Raw genomic sequence first — 18,160 nt, forward strand, 5'->3', positions numbered from 1 at the left:
AAATAATTATCTGAATGTGAATGTTTATCATTTGTGTTTGTGGTAGCATCGCGTTTTTTGAAAGCTACTGTCAGTTTTGTGTAAAGGGAAAATAAAGATGCAACTTAGTCGCACATCAGTAAAAGTTCGTTTAGGCCTCAAGTTAGGCAAAAGTTTGGGTCTAGGCTTGGGTCTGAGCGTTGGGGGCATTGCATTATCGAATGCGGCTTACGCAGAAGAAACAATGACAAGCGAAAGCGAAGTAGAAGTAATCAAGGTAAAAGGTACCTATTTTAACGACTATAAAGTAGGTGATGCTTCCGGTGCTATGCGTGCTAATGTCTCATTGCTTGAAACCTCTCAAGCAGTAACAGTAATCCCAGAAACTATTATTGATGAGCAGCTTGCCACCACGTTAGGGGAAGTCCTCAATAACGATGCAAGTTTGTCGCCGGGCTCTAAACAGCGAAACCGTGAAGTATTCAGCTCTCGTGGCTTTGAATTAAGCTCTTCTACCGGCTATTTACGTGACGGACATCAGCATTGGTCGCACTACCAACAGCCTATAGAAACGCTTTCAAGAGTAGAGGTTATTAAAGGCCCATCTAGTATTTTATATGGTCAGTCTGCACCTGGTGGGCTTATTAATATGGTAACTAAGCAACCGACTGCATCTCGTTTGCTGGAAATTAGCGCAGACACCGACCAATATGGTTCTACGCGATTTATGCTAGATGCTGGTGGCGAGATTACTGAAGACACCGGCTATCGCGCAGTATTGGTGAAACAAGATGTTAATTTCGATCGTGAATATCAAAATGGCGAAACAAGAGAGCGTGATCGTTTCCTTGGTTCATTGGTGCTTGAGCATAAAATTAATGACAGCTTAATAGTGAATGCTTATTACGATCGCACTAACGATAAAGCGGGTTTAGATACAGGCGCTTGGTTAGATGAAGATGCTAATGTAATTAGCAATAGAAATACCATTAACGATTTTTCTTGGGCGTTCACGGATATCCACGTTGAGAACAAAGGCGTTAAGTTAACTTATTTCATGAACCCAGAGTGGCAAGTGAAGGTGGGGTACAATGAGCAATCGTTTGAAAGACAACGTTTTGAATCATCGCCTCGTCTTCCTTCTGATTATGAAATTGGTAACAGCTATACCTCTAATCCTTACGATCGTTCAGACGATTGGCAGTTCAAAACCGCATTTATAGATATTAATGGTGAAGTATCGTTTGGTGGTATCGAGCACAATATTCTGATTGGTGCGAACGCACTAGATTATTACTACGGTCAACTTATTGAAAGAGGGGATTCAATCACTTACACCGTAGGGCAACCCGAACCGGCCAAACCAGATTTAAATTTCAATAATGATGAAACGTTAAGTACCACTGAATACGATTATTACGGTGTTTATTTTCAAGATTTGATGACCTTTAATGACCAATGGCAAGTTGCTATTGGCGGGCGCTTCGATAAGCAGAGTCGTGAAGGCGCTGACAACGAATCTTTACTGCCAAAAGTTGGGGTGTTGTATCACCCAGCAGAGAACAGCACGATTTATGTGAACTATTCAGAAGGGTTTGAGCCTCAATCAAGTGAAACCATTGAAGACGAACTTGATCAAAACTTTGGTATGGAATTAGATGCAACAACGTCGAAGCAAATTGAGTTGGGCGCGAAATGGGAAGTATCAGAACGTCTATTGTTGAATGGTGCACTATTTAATATAGAAAAAACGGGAACCCTTATTTCAGAGCAGTTATTGAACGACCCACTTTACACCACGGTTACCACCCAATCAGGTAAGCAAACTCACCAAGGTTTAGAGCTTGCAGCACAAGGTGCAGTTACTGATAAGTGGTTTGTGATGACATCAATGATGTACTTAGATGCAGAGTATGAAAAAGATGAGAACTTTGAAGGCAATACGCCAGTTGATGCGCCTAAATGGTCAGCATCGTTATGGAGCCGCTACGAAGTTACTGAAAAATTAGCATTGAATGCGGGTATCTTTTACCAGGGTGAACGCTATGCAGACAACGCAAATACTGTGTTAAAAGACGCTTATAGTCGTGTTGATATAGGTGCTACATACCGAACTGATATTATGGATAAGCAAGTTGATGTAAGGCTAAATGTAGAAAACGTATTTGATACTGATTACCTTGTTGGTGGCGGCATTAACAACGTCACCATTGGTGATGGGGCTACTGCACGTATAGAGCTTAAAATGTCGCTGTAATAGCGGTTAGTAGTGTAATAAAAAGCATCGCCTTAGCTTGTTCAAGCTAAGGCGATGCTTTATTTAAAATTCTCTCACGCACAATTTGAGAAATTAACCCTTCAATCACTTCCTTGTTTCAAATCGCCTTAGAATATTTTTCATATTAAGTAGCCACTGCGTCAAGCAACCCTTAGCTTGTCCCTGCAAACTTGACTTACGCATTGTATTGGCTAAGCACACGTTTGTTTATCACAACGGTCACTAGTTCTCTCTGCACTTTAATACCCAGTTGTTAAGGACTGAGTATTTAGTGATTGCACGAGAGCATTTGGCGCATCTACACATAAATACACTTCAGTTGGGCGTTCACAAAAGGTACCCATTAGCGTGAACCAGTAAACGGGTGCTGAAAAAGTGAGCTTAATATTTGCGGTGCCCCGACCCACTTTCAATTGTTCTTTGTCACATTCCCACTTACCTGCCTCACAGGTTTGAAGGTGAGATAACGGGATAAAAAGCAAATTGAAAAAACTGGCATTCACCACAAGGTGATTGTTGTGACAATAAACAGAAAAATGTCTGCTAATCCGATGACTTGCCGTAACACTAACGATGCCGTAGAAAATGACTGACGCGACAATAATGGCGGCAATTTCACTCCATAATATTAACAAAGAATAAGACACACACGTCAGCGCCACTAAACCTAACAATACCAATGCGAAATGCCACCGTTTGGCGCTTAGCAGCGATAGGTTAGCTAAAACGGGCGTGTGGGCTTTTGTGAATTTAGGAATAGCGTAATACCAACTCGCCGGCTCGCTAGCCATTATTAAGGTAATTTCTCTTTTCTTATCGTCTGCATCAATGTTGTCAATTAGCGCGTTAATCCGTGGGTCACCTTTTAGCTTTCTTGATTTCCAAAGCATGGAAACCACGTGATAGATAACCACAAACTCAATAATAAGCAGTACGGCGATAACCGGATAGCGCACCCAGCTTAAAAATTCAAAGTAGCTAGCAAGAGAAACCGGCATTGAATAGCGTGCCACAACACTGGCGAGACTAAAGGGAATGATGATCTTCCATTTTTTCTGCTCACCGACCTTAATAACGCAGTACCAAAACAGAGCTGGTAGAACAATGAAGTAGGCAAACAGGAAGCCAGCAGAAAGTATCTGGTCGAATGAAGAATTAATAGTTTCTGGTAGTAGTATGAAGCCTAAAATGTAGGTGGCTATAGCAAACAGTAAATAAAGTACTCTAAAGCGAACGGACTTGCGCATTAAACATCCTTGTTGAGTTTATAACTTTATGTTTTTATTGTTTAATCACTACCTTAGAAGGTAAGTTATATTACGCAATAAGGCAATTTTAAGTGATATTGGCGTAGAAGACTTTTCTTTTAATCTGAGGTTCGGCCTACTAGTGCCCACCATGTGATGCACTGTTTCGAAATATTCGAAGAAGATACACAAAGCAAAATAAGTGCATTAACTTCACTTGTCTATCTACGCTACCCCCTAGTTTGTTATCAATTTGAATTAATTGTCGGCTTTACGACAGTGTGAAGTGCTTTTTCTCTATAGTCTCTTTTCAGTATAAGAAAAAGTTTATAGGTAGCTAAATGAAAACGCTTGAGCAGCATCTAAGTGAGTACGCAAAATATCATAGAGATCAGCGTAATATTTTCACCCATTACATTGGTATTCCCCTTATTGTTTTTGCGTTTTTAAGCTTGTTAAGCCGCCCGGCTTTTGAAGTGACAGCGCCAGTTGTAGGGGTATTATTGCTAAGCCCTGCGTTATTCGTGTGGGTTATCGGTAATGTGTTTTATTTAAAGTTAGATGTGAAGTTAGGTCTTACCATGGTGGTGTTAACAGGGGTATTGCTTTACATCGCACAACCTTTAGCACAAAGCGCAACGTGGGTATGGCTATCTGTCTCAATTGGTATATTCGTAGGTGGTTGGATTTTACAATTCGTTGGCCATCATTTTGAAGGTAAAAAACCAGCCTTTGTAGACGATATTATGGGGCTAGCCATTGGACCGCTATTTGTAGTCGCCGAGCTTGGTTTCGAACTGGGTTTGCGAGGAGAGCTTCAAGCAAAAATTGAAGAAACCTCAGGTGCAGTGCATTAGTTACCTGTTTAGTAGGTAAAACTAGAATGGCACCTCAAGGGTGCCATTTATTATTAGGCTACTTCAACCTAAATGGATTCTAGGTGTATTCTAAGCAATTCTTTGCGTACTAGTTACGTTGAATACCTAAGCGTTGAATGTCTAAGTTTTGATACCTAAGTTGCAAGGCCTAAATCTCAATGCCTAATTTGCAAGGCGAGACTAGCTGCGCATTTTAGATAGGGTTTCTTTGCGAAGTTGTAGCTTAGATTCAGCAAACGCTTTTGCAGGCAACATTTTAAGCTTTTCAGCATATCCCATAGCGGTAGCAAGTACTTGCTCTTGCGGCACTGCAGCATCTAAATAGCCTACTTTTACCGCATCCTTCCCTTGGTATACCCGTGAAAAGAGTAACGCTTCTGTTAATGAAGTAGGGGCTAAACGTGATTTCGCCAATTCCATCCCAAACGCAGGTAATACCATGCCAATAGCGGTCTCGGTTAAGCCATATTTGGTGTCGCCGTCTTTACCAATACGTAGGTCAGCGGCCATCAAGAATATTGCACCCAATGCGATACTATGGCCTTCAGCAGCAACAATAAGGGGTTTTGGATAGCCGTACAGCCTTACAATTAAATCAGCGCCTGCCTGAACCAGTTTTACCTGTTCGGTCTTATCTTCAGCTTTCATCACTGAAAGGTCGAAGCCGCCGCAAAACTTATCCGCACCGCCATACATCACTACTGCATCAGCGTTTTGCTCAGCTTCATCTAATGCGTTATTCAATGCGTCAATAAGAGAAAAGCCTACTGCGTTTACCTTGCCGTCATCAAAGGTAATCAGTGCTACCTTGTTTTCAATTTTTAATTCGAAAGCCATTACTGCCTCTTTGTTATTAGTACTATAGGTGGAGTTTGTTTTTAGTGGTGCAAAGAAGCAAGTTTTTTTAAGTAATGCAGGGGAGTAGTCATTGCTTATAAACTCAAAAACAGCAGTATTCCGCCGCCCGCCATATTATCTCTGTGTTTGTAATTAAAGTGATTAGCCAATGTGTTAGGTAGCATTATGGAAGATGTTCATTTAACGAATTTGAGAGCGACCGCAGAACAGTTGGGCGATGATTGATTGCTTAATCAAAGCCGATAAATGAAAGGGCCTAATGGCCCTTTTTTATTAAAAATGGTTAAAACTGCTCGATAACTAAGCCGAAGATCAGTATTTTACTTTCTCTCCTGTTAGTAAGCTTTCCTTGCTAGACAACACTAGCGAATTAATTGAATACCTAAAAAGGAAAGCAAGGATATGAAACAACTTACTGAATTAGAGTTAAATCAAGTGGCTGGTGGCTATGAATGGGAGCAAATCGGCGTTGGAATTGCTATGGTAGGGCTTGGAATTGCAATAGTATCTACCGCTGGATTAGCAACCGTTCCTATTGCCTTAGCGGGTGCAGCAACGATTGGCGAAATTGGATTAGGAGCAGCAGGTATAGGCCTAGCCGGTATGGGGGGCTTCGCCGCGGGTGGAGGCATCAGTGGCGGTTCAAGCAGCTCTAGCAGTACAAAAATGCCAGAATCTGAAACCGAAGACGAATAGAGCCAACTATGTATAAAGTCATTGTAAGTGGGAACAATATTGATACGGTATCTGCACTAAAAGTGCTGCGCACACTGGTTGATTTACCACTATCGAAAGTGATTCAAATGGCTAAAGCCATTAGTTCATTAGAGCGTTTTACCTTGGTAAGTGGTGTAGATGAAGTATATGCCCAGCAGTTAGTACTTGAACTTAACAATGTTCAGGTGGATGCCAAAATCGAGCCTTGCGATACTGAAGAGCGGGTAGTAAGAATTCCGCTGGCACAGCATCGCAAGAAATGGCGTTTATTTGGTTTGCTTAAATGACTCCCTAACGGTCAGTAATAAAAACTGACCGTATTCCCCCATATAAGCAATGGAGGAAATGCTACTGGGAGTTAGGTATTAGAATCTGAAGGCACCAAAGCCAGTGCTACCGCTTCTGCAACGCGAATTCCATCAATACCTGCAGACCAAATACCACCAGCATAACCCGCACCTTCACCGGCAGGGTACAAGCCTTCAATATTCACGCTTTCGTATTGTTTATCACGTTTAATACATACAGGTGATGAAGTACGTGTTTCAACGCCTGTAAGCATACCGTCAGCTTTAGCAAAGCCTTTAATTTGACGATTGAATGCGGGAATGGCTTCGCGGATAGATTCGATAACAAAGTCGGGAACAACCTTACTTAAATCAGTCAGGGTAATACCTGGGGTATAAGAGGGCTTCACGTCGCCTAATTCTTTACTCGGCTTGCCATCTAAGAAGTCGCCAATAAGCTGCGCAGGTGCATGATAATTCTCACCGCCCACTTTAAATGCCAGCTCTTCCAATTTGCGCTGAAGATCTATGCCTGCCAAGGGGTGTGCGGGGTAGTCTTTTTCGGGCGTAATACCTACCACAATAGCACTGTTGGCATTTCGTTCATGACGAGAGTACTGGCTCATACCATTAGTAACTACGCGGCCAGGTTCAGACGCCGCTGCCACCACGGTGCCGCCCGGGCACATACAAAAGCTGTATACGGTACGTCCATTTCTACAGTGGTGAACGAGCTTGTAATCGGCTGCGCCCAAAATAGGGTTACCAGCGTTCTCACCAAATCGACAGCTGTCGATCATGCTTTGCTCGTGTTCAATTCTAAAACCAATGGAAAAAGGTTTGGCCTCTATGTATACACCTTGGTCATAAAGCGATTGAAAAGTATCGCGGGCACTATGACCAATAGCCATAATGACTTTGGTGCAGGGTAGGTAGCTGCCATCAGATAAGAATAGCCCTTTAATTTTATGGCTTTTTGAGTCTGTGCTTGCTTCATCAGCTGGTTTTGAATTCGCGCTGTCTAAATCTAAGCTTTCAACACGGGTGCTGAAACGAATTTCACCACCTAGAGAAATGATTTGCTCACGCATTTTCTCTACCATGCTCACCAGTTTGAATGTACCGATATGTGGCTTACTCACATACATGATTTCTTCAGGTGCGCCAGCAGCAACAAATTCGTTCAATACCTTACGGCCATAGTGCTTGCGATCTTTCACCTGACTATATAGCTTACCGTCAGAAAAGGTGCCTGCGCCACCTTCGCCAAATTGTACATTCGACTCTGGGTTTAGCGGTTGTTTACGCCAAAAACCAAAGGTGTCTTTGGTGCGTTCGCGAACGGCTTTGCCTCGCTCAAGCACAATAGGTTTGAAGCCCATTTGGGCTAAAATAAGCGCAGCGAATAATCCACAAGGGCCAAGGCCAACTACCACTGGGCGGTCGGTTACTTCTTCAGGAGCGGTAGCCACAAACTTATAGCGCATATCAGGGGTTACCCGCACGCTGGTATCTTTGGCGAATTTTTCAAGCAGCGCAGCTTCGTCTTCTACCGTTACATCAAGGGTGTAAATAAGTTGGATGTCTCTATTATTGCGCGCATCGTAACCGCGTTTAAATACCGTGGTTTCAAGAAGCATCGATTTTGTGATTTGAAGCTTATGTAAAATTGCGTTTTCTATTGCAACTTCATCGTGATCTAGCGGTAATTTAATATCGGTTAAACGCAACATAATAATAGGTACTCTTGGCTTTGCCGGACGGCCTCTCCGTCAGGGCGCGCGTATGGTAAATCAGCAACAAGACTAATACTAGCTGCAATCACGGGTAAGCAGTGGGTTAATTAGCTTATTTACCCTAGAATAATAGAGTAAAAAGAAATTTGAGTTTTACACAGGCTAATTTAAACTTGGCACCCTGAAATAATAACCCAAGCATGTAGGTGCAAATGACCTTTGTAGTGACAGACAATTGCATAAACTGTAAGTACACAGACTGTGTTGCAGTATGCCCAGTAGATGCATTCTTTGAAGGACCTAATTTTTTAGCCATAGATCCTGCTATATGTATCGATTGTGCGCTTTGTGTACCTGAATGTCCTGCCGACGCCATTGTTCAAGATACGCATCTCACTGATGCGCAAAAGCCGTATTTGGCTATTAATGAAGAGCTTGCAGCGAAGTGGCCTAATATTATTGAGCTAAAAGCGCCGCCTGAAGACGCCGATGTATGGAATGGTGTGCCAGATAAACTCGCCCTGCTTGAGCACGAATAGCGTGCAAGGTTAATAAATAACAATGCACCTGTGCGCTTCGCCTCCTAAAACGGAAAAATAGAATGATGAAACTTGACGATGTTAAAAAGCTGCATCAGAAAAAATACCGTGGGCAATTTGGCTTTTATTTGGTGGAAGGCGAACATCTAGTTTTAGAATTAGTAAAAGCCGTTAGGACCAATGCTTACAGAAATACGAGTAGTGCTCCATCAGCTGAATTTATCACCCTTTATATTACCGATGACTTTGAGCAAAAGGCGAGGGCGCTTGATTCGGGGTTTACCCTAGTAAACGTCACTCAAAAGCAAATGTCACAGCTTAGTGATACTAAAACCCCGCAAGGTATTATTGCCTGTGTGCCATTACCTCGTTCTACCGCTGGCGCGACCAATACTCTAGAGCAAGTGTCGGACAAACATTCGAATCAAGCTTTTGGACATAAAGATAAGCCGCGCTACGTATACTTGCACGAAGTTCAAGATCCAGGAAATTTGGGCACCATATTAAGAACATTAGCCTGGTTTGATAATTTCTCCTTGTTACTAAGCCCCAATAGTGTGGATCCCTTTAATTCTAAAGTGGTGCGTTCGAGTATGGGGGCAATATTTCACGTGCCTATTGAATTAGATGTGAGCCTAGATGCATTGCAAACTCGCTTCAGCCGGTTCGCCTATTTAGATATGTCAGGTGAAGCCGTTACCGCACCGTCGTTTTCAGATTTCGACTGCTACTTGTTTGGTAATGAAGCGAGGGGTGTTCCCAAAGCAGCGCTTTCGACATTTAATGCCAAGGCATACACCATTGCGGGTAGCGGAAAAATAGATTCGCTCAACTTGGCCAGTGCCGTGAATATGTGTGTTTATGAGTTGTCCCGTTAGCCTTTTGCTAATGCTATTCAGACGCTCACATTAGCGCTGCTATTTGCAGTTTATATATTATTGAACATTTAATGCGGATTAGCGTTATGCGCTTGCTTCTCATTAGCTTGATAACAGCCCAGGCATTAGCGAAGTGCTAATAGCTTGGTATCACCACCCCCTAAAAGGATAATAACAGTGGCCTTACAATGGTTTCCTGGGCACATGCACAAAGCCCTTAAAGAGATTAAGGAATCGCTTAGTCAGGTAGATGTACTGATTGAGGTGCTTGATGCACGCATACCGTTTTCAAGCGAAAATCCAGAGATTGCAAAATTGCGAGGCGATAAGCCGTGCATAAAAATTTTGAACAAGTACGACTTGGCTGACCCTGAAATAACAGCGCAGTGGCAAGCGCATTTAGAGTCTGAGCGCGGGGTTAAAACCCTGACTACCTCTAGCGACAACCCCGCTAGCAGTAAACAAGTCATGGGGCTGATTAAAACCATTTGTGCACACAAAGACGTGCAGCATAAAGTGATTAAAGCCATGATCACGGGCATTCCAAACGTAGGGAAGTCTACCCTCATCAATATTTTGGCCGATCGTATTATTGCTAAAACCGGTAACGAGCCAGCGGTGACTAAAAGCCAGCAACGTATTAACTTAGGTGATGGTATTGTACTTTTCGACACCCCTGGGGTGTTATGGCCAAAACTGGAAAATCCTAATTCCATATATCGTCTAGCCTCTTCAGGTGCAGTGAAGAACACGGCAATGGAATATGATGACGTGGGTTTTTATGCTGCCGATTACCTGATTAAAGCTTACCCAGATGTGTTAAAAGCGAATTATAAGCTTGAAGAAATTCCCGACACTGAAATAGAGTTTTTAGAAGCCGCGGCGAAAAAGCGGGGCGCTATAATGACCGGCGGCCGTGTTAATCTTCATAAAATATGTGAAGTGTTATTGAACGAACTACAATCGGGTAAATTAGGCAGAATAACCCTAGAAACGCCAGAGATGATTGAAGTCGAAAAGCGTGAAATAGCTGAAGCGGCAGCAAAGAAAGCCGCTGATAACGCGAAGCGAAAGCAACGGTTTAAAGATGGCTCGCTCACGCCAGATAAACAAGCTAGAAAAGAAAAACGAAATGAAAAACGTGAAGCGCAAAGTAAAAGAATGAAGAAAAACGCGAAGTAGAACGCACAAAAGAATATAGAAATATTCGCATAAAAAACGTATGGTCAATGGTATGAGCAGCCAGTGCGCTTTCTTAATCAGTGACAAATATCAAGGAACGACTATTTATGAAGTTAGGCAGTATTGTTACCTCTTTATCTTTCTCAAGTTTGTTGGCGTTTAACGTAAGCGCTGTTGAATTAGTCAACCTTAGTGATTTTCCAGACTGGTTCAAAGAGGCAATGGCTAGAGATACCAAGGTGACTAACACTTCACCTATTGAAATAGCTGATTTTCAGGTAAATAGTTCGGTGTTGGGGCAAGCGACTGCACAAGAAGCTTCTGACGGTACTTGGTACTACACCATCGATATAGGTACTGATTCACCAGTCGAATGTTACGCATTTAATGAATTTGATGGCCCAGCTAACTCGCTATATTCAATTGTTGAATATAGCTTGTCGGGTGTGGAAACTTTAAATGAAAAAACGCTTTCTGGACAATTTAACTATGCCATGGATTCGGGTGTGGTCGACGCAACGCCTTACCTCTCACTCGATACGTTGTATACGGTAGGTGAGGGCGATGAAAAGGTCTCCGGCCTTTTAAAAGGCCTCTCTGCTGAAACTGATAATAGTTTGCAAGTTTGCATCCATAACGAAATGGGTTATCAAAGCGCTTTTGTCGCTGTATTTAAGTCGTTCGTACGCGCGTTTACTGCGGCTCAGCCTTCCCCTGAATTTTACCGTTCTACCTATCAGATAGTCATTAATGATATCCCTATGGGTTTCACCCGTGAAAAATATATAGAAGATAGCGATGGTGATATTGAAATTGTGGTAGGGACAGCGTTTATGATCCCCGTAGATGAAACATCAATTGCTCGTTCAGATTCAGTCGCTTTTTCGTGGAGTAACCCAGACGGTTCTCTGATTAATGCAAGTGAATACACCATTGAAAACAGCACGATGACATCAAGCTTTAATATTAGTTACGTTGAAGACGCTTGGCAGGTTAAAGGGGAGTTGCAGGGTAAATCTTTAGAAATAGAACTGGCCCATAAAGACTGGTTACTATCCAGCTACGGCAGCTATTTAGAATCGGTCAATCTGCTTAACTCAGACAATAACTCAGGCAGTTTTTATATGTGGACGGCAGATGCCGACCCAACCGCAGCCATTGAGGTTGTGATAAGCGAAGAGGCAGGCAATCCTAGTGGCAACCTTAAAATAGATATGGGGCCACTGGTAATGACCATGCAGTCTGACAAAAAGGGCGTCATTAGCAAGGGTGTTATGCAACAAGGCGGTCTCAAGATGGACATGGTATTGATGCACTCCTACGGAACCCCCACACTGTAATGCGGTCCTCAACTAGGTTATCTATTGGGTTTAGCCTACTATTTGGTTTTGTTGGTTTTGCGTTTACTCATACAGTAAGCGCGCAGTCTGTGCCGTCTATGGCTGAAATAGGTATCGAGCTTGCTGAAGGTCAGGTGTTACCACTTTCAAAACAGATTAATTTTGAGCTGGTATCATCAAACTCAAATAAGCTGGCTATCAACTTAGCAAATTGGGAAGGTGTGACTGCTGAACAGGTGAGCGATAATCGCTTATCGATTACCTTATCTCCAATGCCTCGTTTTATTAAACCAGTTCAAGATAAACACAGCGCAGATAGCTTTGTTGTAGATTTGAGTGAGCCCAGTACAAAAACATTTGTTGCTAGCTATCAACAAGCTTACGCAGATGTCCCCTTTGAGCTAGAACATCTTACCGCCTTTGTTGATGGCTATATTGTTGATCCAAATTATATTCACGGTTTTAATATTGCCTCGGTTGTTGCTAGCCAGCGCAGTGGTGATTGTACCGAATATGCGGTGCTTACGGCAGCGTTAGCCCGCGCGTTAGGCATGTCAGCCAAGGTTATAATTGGTACGGTGATAGTGGAGCAAAACGATAGTGTAAATGCGTTTGGGCATGCATGGACTGAAGTTTGGCACGACGGGCAATGGCACATTGTAGATTCAGCCTTATACCGCTTAGAAGCGACACAGCACTTTTACTTACCAGCCTCTGAACTAGACAACGAAGGTCCGGGTTATGAAATGGGGCTCATTAGGGCTTTTGTGCTGATGCCCGAGCAACTTCTTTCGCTTCGTAGTAAGCCTAAGTCTTAAGTCCTACACTCCTCACTAAAATAACGACTCAGCCCCGTACGAATAAGTGCTAGGGCATAGTTTTATCCTTTTGCCTAATTGTGATAATTACAAATACCTATAAAATTATGGCTCTTGAAATCACTAAGGATGGATTGTTGGCAGAGCTTTTGTTTCCTGCTCACAATAAAAATAATGATGAAAAAAATCTACGCTCTTGTTTTAGTATCAGGACTTGCCGTTGCTCCACAAAGCCATGCTGAAGGATGGTTGGATTCTCTGAAAGGCTTGTTTGGTATGACCGAAGAGGTTGAAGCAGTGCCGAATATTTCTGATATGACACGCTCAGTTAGTGATGCGGTAGGCATTACCGAGTCTCAAGCGACAGGTGGCTTAGCATCTATCTTCAACTACGCAAAAGACAATATTTCAACTAGCCAGTTCAGTGAACTAAGCAACGCATTGCCGGGGCTTGAGTCTTTACTAGGTTCAGTACCCGATATCAGCAATGTAACCTCTGAAGGCGGTTTAAGCAGTATTCTTGATAAAGCCGCAAGTTATAGCGATAGCTTTAAGTCAGTTAATGAATTAAACAAGCAATTTGAAGCGCTAGGCCTAGAGCCAGCACAGATCATGCAAATTGTGAATAGTGCAAAAGCTTACCTTGATACCGAACAAGGGCAAGAGATTAAAGCACTGTTGGTTGAAGGTTTAGGCAAGTTCAGCGGCTAAACTACTAGGGTAACTGAACACGCTAAGCCGAGGGCTTAGACCGTTCTTTAAATGACAAAGGCGAGCAATAAGCTCGTCTTTTTGCTTTTTCAGCACCGTAAATGCTAACGTAAAGGTTGCACCAAAATACGAGGCTCCCTCGCTACACGAGCTTGCGCGTTAAGTTAAATGTTCAGCACTTTAGGGTAGTCAAATACCGGCAATCCCATTAATAAAGCAAAACAAGGAGAGTGTCATGCTTACCGATATTCAACTTTTTAATCACGCGCAGCGCAATGCACTTAAAGAAAGCGCCAAAGCAAGCTCAAGACGAAGGGCCAATCACAACGTCCACAAAAGTTACGAAGATTTAGTCCAGCGCCTATTTATTGCAATGGAGCCAGATTCTTATGTTCGTCCGCATCGCCATACCCAACAGCATAAGTGGGAATTTTTTATGGCTGTGGAAGGGAGTATCGATTTATTGTTTTTTGACGACAATGCTGTGCTAACTAAACGTATAACCTTAAGCGCTGGTGGTGATTGTGTAGGGGTAGAGATCCCACCTAATGTATGGCATGCCACGGTTTGCTTTGAACCCGTGGTATTTATGGAAGTAAAGCAAGGCCCCTACGAAGTCATGGATGATAAAGGTTTTGCAAGTTGGGCACCTGAAGAAGGCGATGTAGCGGTTGCGCCTTTTTTAGAGAAACTAAAAAAGGCTGAATTAGGTACGCAGTTTTAATGTTTTTTGTGCTTGGCACGAACACTTGCAACTTACAGTAAAAGCGTAGAGTTAAGCTTCTATCGAAAATGCGTTAGCACTTTTCCTATCTATGAGGCATAAAAAGTGATCGCCCACACTGCGATACAAAACAATATGAGCGATAATTTACCAATTAATAAGGATTTGCGAACTTGAGTTTATCTTCTTCTGACGCGGATTCTTGGCATTCGCCGAGTAGGTGATAACGGCCTTCAGTTTCATGGGTATCAATTTCAATATAGCCATTTCGGCAATATTGCGTTTCAAATAACTTTTCACTTAATGTATCGTAAAAAGCTTCCATACGTTCGGCATCGCGATCGTTACCGCCCCTTGCTTCTCCGCCACCGTCTCTGCCGCCTCGACCGCCACCATTACCACCTCGAGAAGGACGTTGGCCGCGGCCTTCATCCCGGTCTCCACGACTTGGCATACCGATGCTAAAAGCAAATAATTTGGTGCCATCGGGATTAATTTTGGTTTCGAAGAACACTTCACCTTGATCTCGATGGTCTGGTTTTCCGGCGCAGCCTGCTAACACGGCAGTAGCAACTAAAAAGGGAACAAGTAATTTCATAATTATAATTTTTGAGGTAGCTAAAGATAACCTTAAGAGAGATTTTAAAGGTGAAAGTTGCGAAGTAAAGTGTAAGTTTCTAGTAAAGGGCGCTTGTTAAAATGGGACAAACACCTGCTGTTTTTTCCTTATCTATGTCTCTCTTTTGCCTGGCTTTAGCCAAATCGACATGTTTCCACTAAATAATCAATGAGCGCTCTCGTTCTTGATGGTACATGCATTCGAGATGGATAAACCAAAGTGAACAAAAGCGGCGCGCTAGAAACACGAGGAAAAATACGTACAAGGCTGCCGTCTGCCACTTCATTTTTTACCGTAGAAGGAAGCAGCGTGCTAATACCTAAACCCGCTTTAACCATCTCCTGAATAAAATGGGGGGAGTTGCTAATCTCGTATTGGTCAGGGGTTATTTCAAAGGGTATTTCATCTAACATTAAATGCTGAGGTGCTCCGAGATTCAATTGTTTAAGTAAAATCCAACGGTGGTTCTGCAATGCATTTATACTCGATGGCTCTCCGTGCTTTTCAATATATTCCCTACTGGCATAGAGTGAAAACCTCTCTTGGTATAAAACCCGCCCTATCAAGGCGTCGTCTCGTGGAAGGCCAATACGAATACCAATATCAATATTTTGTGCAATAAGATCAAGGCGCTGATCGCTGGTAATGACATTCAAACTAATGTCAGGGTATTTTGCCTTGAAATCGGGTAGCAGAGGCAGAAGAAATTTATGCGCAATGTCATTGGTTACCGTAATTGAAACTCGACCAGACGGTATAGTTTCCACCAAGCTATGGTCGATATTTTGAATAATATCGTGCAGTTTCTTAGCTTCTGCATACACCATTTTTCCTTCCTCAGTGGTGGTGAGCTGTCTTGTAGAACGCTGGAGCAATCTCACGCCTAACTGAGACTCTAGTTGACTAATTTGCTCACTCACCCGTGAACGGCTGGATTGAACCCGTCTTGCCGCTTCCGCGAAACTTCCACAATCTACAACCAACGCGTAGGTGGCAAGCAGTCGCAAATGAGAAATGTTTATTGTACTCATATTCGGAACTATCTATTCGAAATTGATGGTCTTATCGATACGTATAGTTTTACGCATAATGTGCCTGTATTCAATAACTCAACACATTAAGGATGTACATAATGATTGCTATTACAGGTGCAAACGGTCAATTAGGCCAGAAAGTAATTACTTCACTTCTTCACACTATAGCGCCACAAGATGTAGTTGCTTTAGTACGAAGCCCTGAAAAGGCCAGCGCTTTGCGTGAACTGGGTGTTCAAATTCGTCAAGCCGATTACAACCAACCTGAAACACTGGCTGCCGCATTGAAAGGTGTGGACAAAGTATTGCTTATTTCTGGTAATGAGTTCGGTAAGCGTTTTGAGCAGCACAAAGCAGTAATAGATGCGGCTATTTCAGCGGGTGTGTCATTGCTAGCCTATACAAGCTTATTGAAAGCTAGTACGTCGCCACTTTTATTGGCAGCGGAGCACAAGCAAACCGAAGCCTATATTCAAGAATCAGGTATACCCGCCGTAGTATTGCGCAATGGTTGGTACAGTGAAAATTACACTGATGCGGTGCAAGGGGTGATTGATATGGGGGCGGTTGCTGGAGCAGCTAAAACAGGTAAATTGCATACCGCTTCACGTCAAGATTATGCAGACGCCGCTGCGGCAGTACTTGTTGCCAAAGAGTCTCAAGCTGGCAAGGTTTACGAGCTAGCGGGTGACCAAGGCTTTACCCTAGCTGAATATGCCGATGCTGTCGGTAAACTATCTGGTAAAGCGATAGGTTATATTGAAATGGAGCCAAATCTTTTTCAGTCTGCGTTGCTTGATGCTGGACTACCAGAAGGGTTGGCAGCCATGCTAGCTGACACGGAACATTATGCAGCAAAAGGTTGGTTACAAGATGATAGCCATACTCTTTCAACCTTGATTGGCCGCACGACAACACCTATTTCTGAAACGCTTGAGGCTACCATGGCGTAGTTACTGTTATTAACGATTAAAAGAGAGTCTATTGGCTCTTTTTTATGTTTCAGATTGCTGAAAATGTGTGGAATATATAGCGGCTACGCTATGCAGTGTTGGTAAGGGAGTACTAAATTCGTGCGCCCTTGTTTTAAAAGATTCCAAAATGGAAAGTTGTTGTGATTGCACTTAATAATGGTATGGTAAAGGATAAGTGAGCAGCGCAAGTGCGCATTTCAACCACGAAAGAGAATTCATCATGCAAAACGTTACTTTTAATTACTTTTATAATTATACCCAATAATAGCGCCTGACGCTGAGTGTTCAGGGGCAAGTATTCGCTTCTGGGCATAGCATAAAAGTAAGAATGTTTTGCAAAAGCCCAGAAAGGTTAAACTATCTGGGTTTTTTTATGCCCAAAATATATCGGCGGCAAAACAATGCGAGAATTAACGTTAGGTGAAATTAGAAAGCAACACAGAGTAAAACAAGAAGTGGTGGCGATGGCGCTTTGCGTTACTGCTTCTGGCGTAAGTAAACTTGAGTCGAAACGCATTCAAGATGTGCCTCTTCATAGAGCGTCGGCTTACCTAGCGGCGGTTGGGGGAAGCATCAAAATAGAGATGACATTACCTGACGGTAGCACCGTGAATGTAGGAGAAAATACGTTAGGTTAATTTTGCCTAATTGGAATGAGCGGTTAAACTGTGTAAAACAGATACTTAAGGAAGTAAAATGGCCGTTCATGAAATAACTCACCCATTAATTGCACACAAATTAGGGTTAATGCGTTATGCCAAAATTAGCAGCAAAGACTTTCGAGAGTTAGCATCAGAAGTAGGTAACTTACTGACATACGAGGCAACTCGAACACTACCCACAGAGCGAGCGGTGATAAAAAGTTGGTCTGGTGATGATGTTGAAGTTAAACAAATTAAAGGTAAGAAGATTACCGTAGTCCCTATTCTTCGTGCTGGGTTGGGCATGCTTGAGGGCGTATTAGAGCTAATCCCTAATGCAAAAATTAGTGTGGTTGGTTTGTATCGCGACGAAGATACACTGCAGCCTGTGGCTTACTTTGACAAAGTAGTAAAAAATATTGATGAACGCACCGCGTTAATCGTTGATCCAATGCTTGCGACTGGCGGTACGTTAATTGCCACTATCGACCTACTGAAGCAAAAGGGTTGTAAGAAAATCATGGGGCTTTTTTTAGTGGCAGCACCAGAAGGGATTAAAGCTGTGGTCGATGCCCATCCTGATGTAGAGATTTTCACTGCTGCTATTGACCATCGACTAGACGAAAAGGGCTACATATTGCCTGGATTAGGTGATGCAGGCGATAAAATATTTGGAACACGGTAATCACAACACTGATAGGGAACAAGGTAACATAGCCC

General features: G+C 42.8%; 19 protein-coding genes. 14 read left to right on the forward strand and 5 right to left on the reverse strand.

Annotation, left to right across the window (positions count from 1 at the left end; genetic code table 11):
- Positions 1-166: 166 nt before the first annotated feature.
- A complete protein-coding gene (locus tag C7Y69_RS02060) occupies positions 167-2,236 on the forward strand; it encodes a TonB-dependent receptor (RefSeq protein ID WP_409513412.1) in 2,070 nt (689 codons plus the stop codon).
- Between the two features lie 260 nt (positions 2,237-2,496).
- Here C7Y69_RS02060 and C7Y69_RS02065 read toward each other — a convergent pair whose 3' ends face one another.
- Positions 2,497-3,504, reverse strand: a complete 1,008-nt coding sequence (locus C7Y69_RS02065; RefSeq protein WP_126871626.1) for a hypothetical protein — start codon at positions 3,502-3,504, stop codon at positions 2,497-2,499.
- A gap of 341 nt (positions 3,505-3,845) precedes the next feature.
- Here C7Y69_RS02065 and C7Y69_RS02070 point away from each other — a divergent pair, with 341 nt between their 5' ends.
- Positions 3,846-4,361, forward strand: a complete 516-nt coding sequence (locus tag C7Y69_RS02070; protein ID WP_126871627.1) for a DUF962 domain-containing protein — start codon at positions 3,846-3,848, stop codon at positions 4,359-4,361.
- A 201-nt stretch (positions 4,362-4,562) separates the two neighbouring features.
- Here C7Y69_RS02070 and C7Y69_RS02075 read toward each other — a convergent pair whose 3' ends face one another.
- A complete protein-coding gene (locus C7Y69_RS02075) occupies positions 4,563-5,219 on the reverse strand; it encodes a crotonase/enoyl-CoA hydratase family protein (protein WP_126871628.1) in 657 nt (218 codons plus the stop codon).
- 423 nt (positions 5,220-5,642) lie between these two features.
- Between C7Y69_RS02075 and C7Y69_RS02080 the strand changes: the two genes are divergently transcribed.
- Entirely contained in the window at positions 5,643-5,936 is a 294-nt protein-coding gene (locus C7Y69_RS02080; protein WP_126871629.1) for a hypothetical protein, read from the forward strand.
- 8 nt (positions 5,937-5,944) lie between these two features.
- A complete protein-coding gene (locus C7Y69_RS02085; protein WP_126871630.1) occupies positions 5,945-6,244 on the forward strand; it encodes a hypothetical protein in 300 nt (99 codons plus the stop codon).
- A gap of 71 nt (positions 6,245-6,315) precedes the next feature.
- On the opposite strand, the gene C7Y69_RS02090 is transcribed toward C7Y69_RS02085, so the two are convergent.
- Positions 6,316-7,977 (reverse strand): NAD(P)/FAD-dependent oxidoreductase, encoded by a 1,662-nt coding sequence (locus tag C7Y69_RS02090; protein WP_126871631.1) that lies wholly within the window; start codon positions 7,975-7,977, stop codon positions 6,316-6,318.
- A gap of 215 nt (positions 7,978-8,192) precedes the next feature.
- Between C7Y69_RS02090 and fdxA the strand changes: the two genes are divergently transcribed.
- From fdxA to C7Y69_RS02125, 7 genes are all read left to right on the forward strand, one after another.
- Complete coding sequence (fdxA, locus tag C7Y69_RS02095; RefSeq protein WP_013783175.1) at positions 8,193-8,519, forward strand: ferredoxin FdxA; 327 nt, start codon at positions 8,193-8,195, stop codon at positions 8,517-8,519.
- Between the two features lie 65 nt (positions 8,520-8,584).
- Entirely contained in the window at positions 8,585-9,397 is an 813-nt protein-coding gene (locus tag C7Y69_RS02100; RefSeq protein ID WP_126871704.1) for a TrmH family RNA methyltransferase, read from the forward strand.
- A 177-nt stretch (positions 9,398-9,574) separates the two neighbouring features.
- Positions 9,575-10,579, forward strand: coding sequence for a ribosome biogenesis GTPase YlqF (gene ylqF / locus C7Y69_RS02105; RefSeq protein ID WP_126871632.1), 1,005 nt, complete (start codon positions 9,575-9,577; stop codon positions 10,577-10,579).
- 107 nt (positions 10,580-10,686) lie between these two features.
- Positions 10,687-11,919, forward strand: a complete 1,233-nt coding sequence (locus C7Y69_RS02110; protein WP_126871633.1) for a hypothetical protein — start codon at positions 10,687-10,689, stop codon at positions 11,917-11,919.
- Positions 11,919-12,737, forward strand: a complete 819-nt coding sequence (locus tag C7Y69_RS02115) for a transglutaminase-like domain-containing protein (RefSeq protein ID WP_126871634.1) — start codon at positions 11,919-11,921, stop codon at positions 12,735-12,737. The genes C7Y69_RS02110 and C7Y69_RS02115 overlap by 1 nt, the downstream gene beginning before the upstream one ends.
- A 174-nt stretch (positions 12,738-12,911) precedes the next feature.
- The gene (locus tag C7Y69_RS02120) at positions 12,912-13,448 is read left to right on the forward strand and encodes a DUF2780 domain-containing protein (protein ID WP_232043466.1); all 537 of its coding nucleotides are present in this window, start codon (positions 12,912-12,914) and stop codon (positions 13,446-13,448) included.
- A gap of 235 nt (positions 13,449-13,683) precedes the next feature.
- Complete coding sequence (locus C7Y69_RS02125; RefSeq protein ID WP_126871635.1) at positions 13,684-14,172, forward strand: WbuC family cupin fold metalloprotein; 489 nt, start codon at positions 13,684-13,686, stop codon at positions 14,170-14,172.
- Between the two features lie 154 nt (positions 14,173-14,326).
- Here C7Y69_RS02125 and C7Y69_RS02130 read toward each other — a convergent pair whose 3' ends face one another.
- Complete coding sequence (locus tag C7Y69_RS02130) at positions 14,327-14,770, reverse strand: hypothetical protein (RefSeq protein ID WP_260563405.1); 444 nt, start codon at positions 14,768-14,770, stop codon at positions 14,327-14,329.
- A gap of 155 nt (positions 14,771-14,925) precedes the next feature.
- Complete coding sequence (locus tag C7Y69_RS02135; RefSeq protein WP_126871636.1) at positions 14,926-15,822, reverse strand: LysR family transcriptional regulator; 897 nt, start codon at positions 15,820-15,822, stop codon at positions 14,926-14,928.
- 101 nt (positions 15,823-15,923) lie between these two features.
- On the opposite strand from C7Y69_RS02135, the gene C7Y69_RS02140 reads away from it, so the two are divergent.
- The 3 genes from C7Y69_RS02140 to upp all read left to right on the forward strand — a co-directional run bounded on the left by C7Y69_RS02140 (position 15,924) and on the right by upp (position 18,125).
- Positions 15,924-16,778, forward strand: a complete 855-nt coding sequence (locus tag C7Y69_RS02140) for an SDR family oxidoreductase (protein ID WP_126871637.1) — start codon at positions 15,924-15,926, stop codon at positions 16,776-16,778.
- Between the two features lie 422 nt (positions 16,779-17,200).
- A complete protein-coding gene (locus C7Y69_RS02145; protein ID WP_057790426.1) occupies positions 17,201-17,437 on the forward strand; it encodes an XRE family transcriptional regulator in 237 nt (78 codons plus the stop codon).
- 58 nt (positions 17,438-17,495) lie between these two features.
- On the forward strand, positions 17,496-18,125 hold the full coding sequence (upp, locus tag C7Y69_RS02150) for a uracil phosphoribosyltransferase (protein WP_057790428.1): 630 nt from the start codon (positions 17,496-17,498) through the stop codon (positions 18,123-18,125).
- The last annotated feature ends 35 nt before the right edge of the window (positions 18,126-18,160 follow it).

Origin of the sequence: Alteromonas sp. KS69 (assembly GCF_003989595.1) — a bacterium.
In the GTDB taxonomy this organism is placed as follows: domain Bacteria; phylum Pseudomonadota; class Gammaproteobacteria; order Enterobacterales; family Alteromonadaceae; genus Alteromonas; species Alteromonas naphthalenivorans.

Excerpts from the sequence above, each read along its gene's own strand:
- C7Y69_RS02065 (WP_126871626.1), bottom strand. The coding sequence starts at position 3,504 with ATGCGCAAGTCCGTTCGCTTTAGAGTACTTTATTTACTGTTTGCTATA.
- C7Y69_RS02070 (WP_126871627.1), top strand. The coding sequence starts at position 3,846 with ATGAAAACGCTTGAGCAGCATCTAAGTGAGTACGCAAAATATCATAGA.
- C7Y69_RS02075 (WP_126871628.1), bottom strand. The coding sequence starts at position 5,219 with ATGGCTTTCGAATTAAAAATTGAAAACAAGGTAGCACTGATTACCTTT.
- C7Y69_RS02080 (WP_126871629.1), top strand. The coding sequence starts at position 5,643 with ATGAAACAACTTACTGAATTAGAGTTAAATCAAGTGGCTGGTGGCTAT.
- C7Y69_RS02085 (WP_126871630.1), top strand. The coding sequence starts at position 5,945 with ATGTATAAAGTCATTGTAAGTGGGAACAATATTGATACGGTATCTGCA.
- C7Y69_RS02090 (WP_126871631.1), bottom strand. The coding sequence starts at position 7,977 with ATGTTGCGTTTAACCGATATTAAATTACCGCTAGATCACGATGAAGTT.
- fdxA (WP_013783175.1), top strand. The coding sequence starts at position 8,193 with ATGACCTTTGTAGTGACAGACAATTGCATAAACTGTAAGTACACAGAC.
- C7Y69_RS02100 (WP_126871704.1), top strand. The coding sequence starts at position 8,585 with ATGAAACTTGACGATGTTAAAAAGCTGCATCAGAAAAAATACCGTGGG.
- C7Y69_RS02110 (WP_126871633.1), top strand. The coding sequence starts at position 10,687 with ATGAAGTTAGGCAGTATTGTTACCTCTTTATCTTTCTCAAGTTTGTTG.
- C7Y69_RS02115 (WP_126871634.1), top strand. The coding sequence starts at position 11,919 with ATGCGGTCCTCAACTAGGTTATCTATTGGGTTTAGCCTACTATTTGGT.
- C7Y69_RS02120 (WP_232043466.1), top strand. The coding sequence starts at position 12,912 with ATGATGAAAAAAATCTACGCTCTTGTTTTAGTATCAGGACTTGCCGTT.
- C7Y69_RS02125 (WP_126871635.1), top strand. The coding sequence starts at position 13,684 with ATGCTTACCGATATTCAACTTTTTAATCACGCGCAGCGCAATGCACTT.
- C7Y69_RS02130 (WP_260563405.1), bottom strand. The coding sequence starts at position 14,770 with ATGAAATTACTTGTTCCCTTTTTAGTTGCTACTGCCGTGTTAGCAGGC.
- C7Y69_RS02135 (WP_126871636.1), bottom strand. The coding sequence starts at position 15,822 with ATGAGTACAATAAACATTTCTCATTTGCGACTGCTTGCCACCTACGCG.
- C7Y69_RS02140 (WP_126871637.1), top strand. The coding sequence starts at position 15,924 with ATGATTGCTATTACAGGTGCAAACGGTCAATTAGGCCAGAAAGTAATT.
- C7Y69_RS02145 (WP_057790426.1), top strand. The coding sequence starts at position 17,201 with ATGCGAGAATTAACGTTAGGTGAAATTAGAAAGCAACACAGAGTAAAA.
- upp (WP_057790428.1), top strand. The coding sequence starts at position 17,496 with ATGGCCGTTCATGAAATAACTCACCCATTAATTGCACACAAATTAGGG.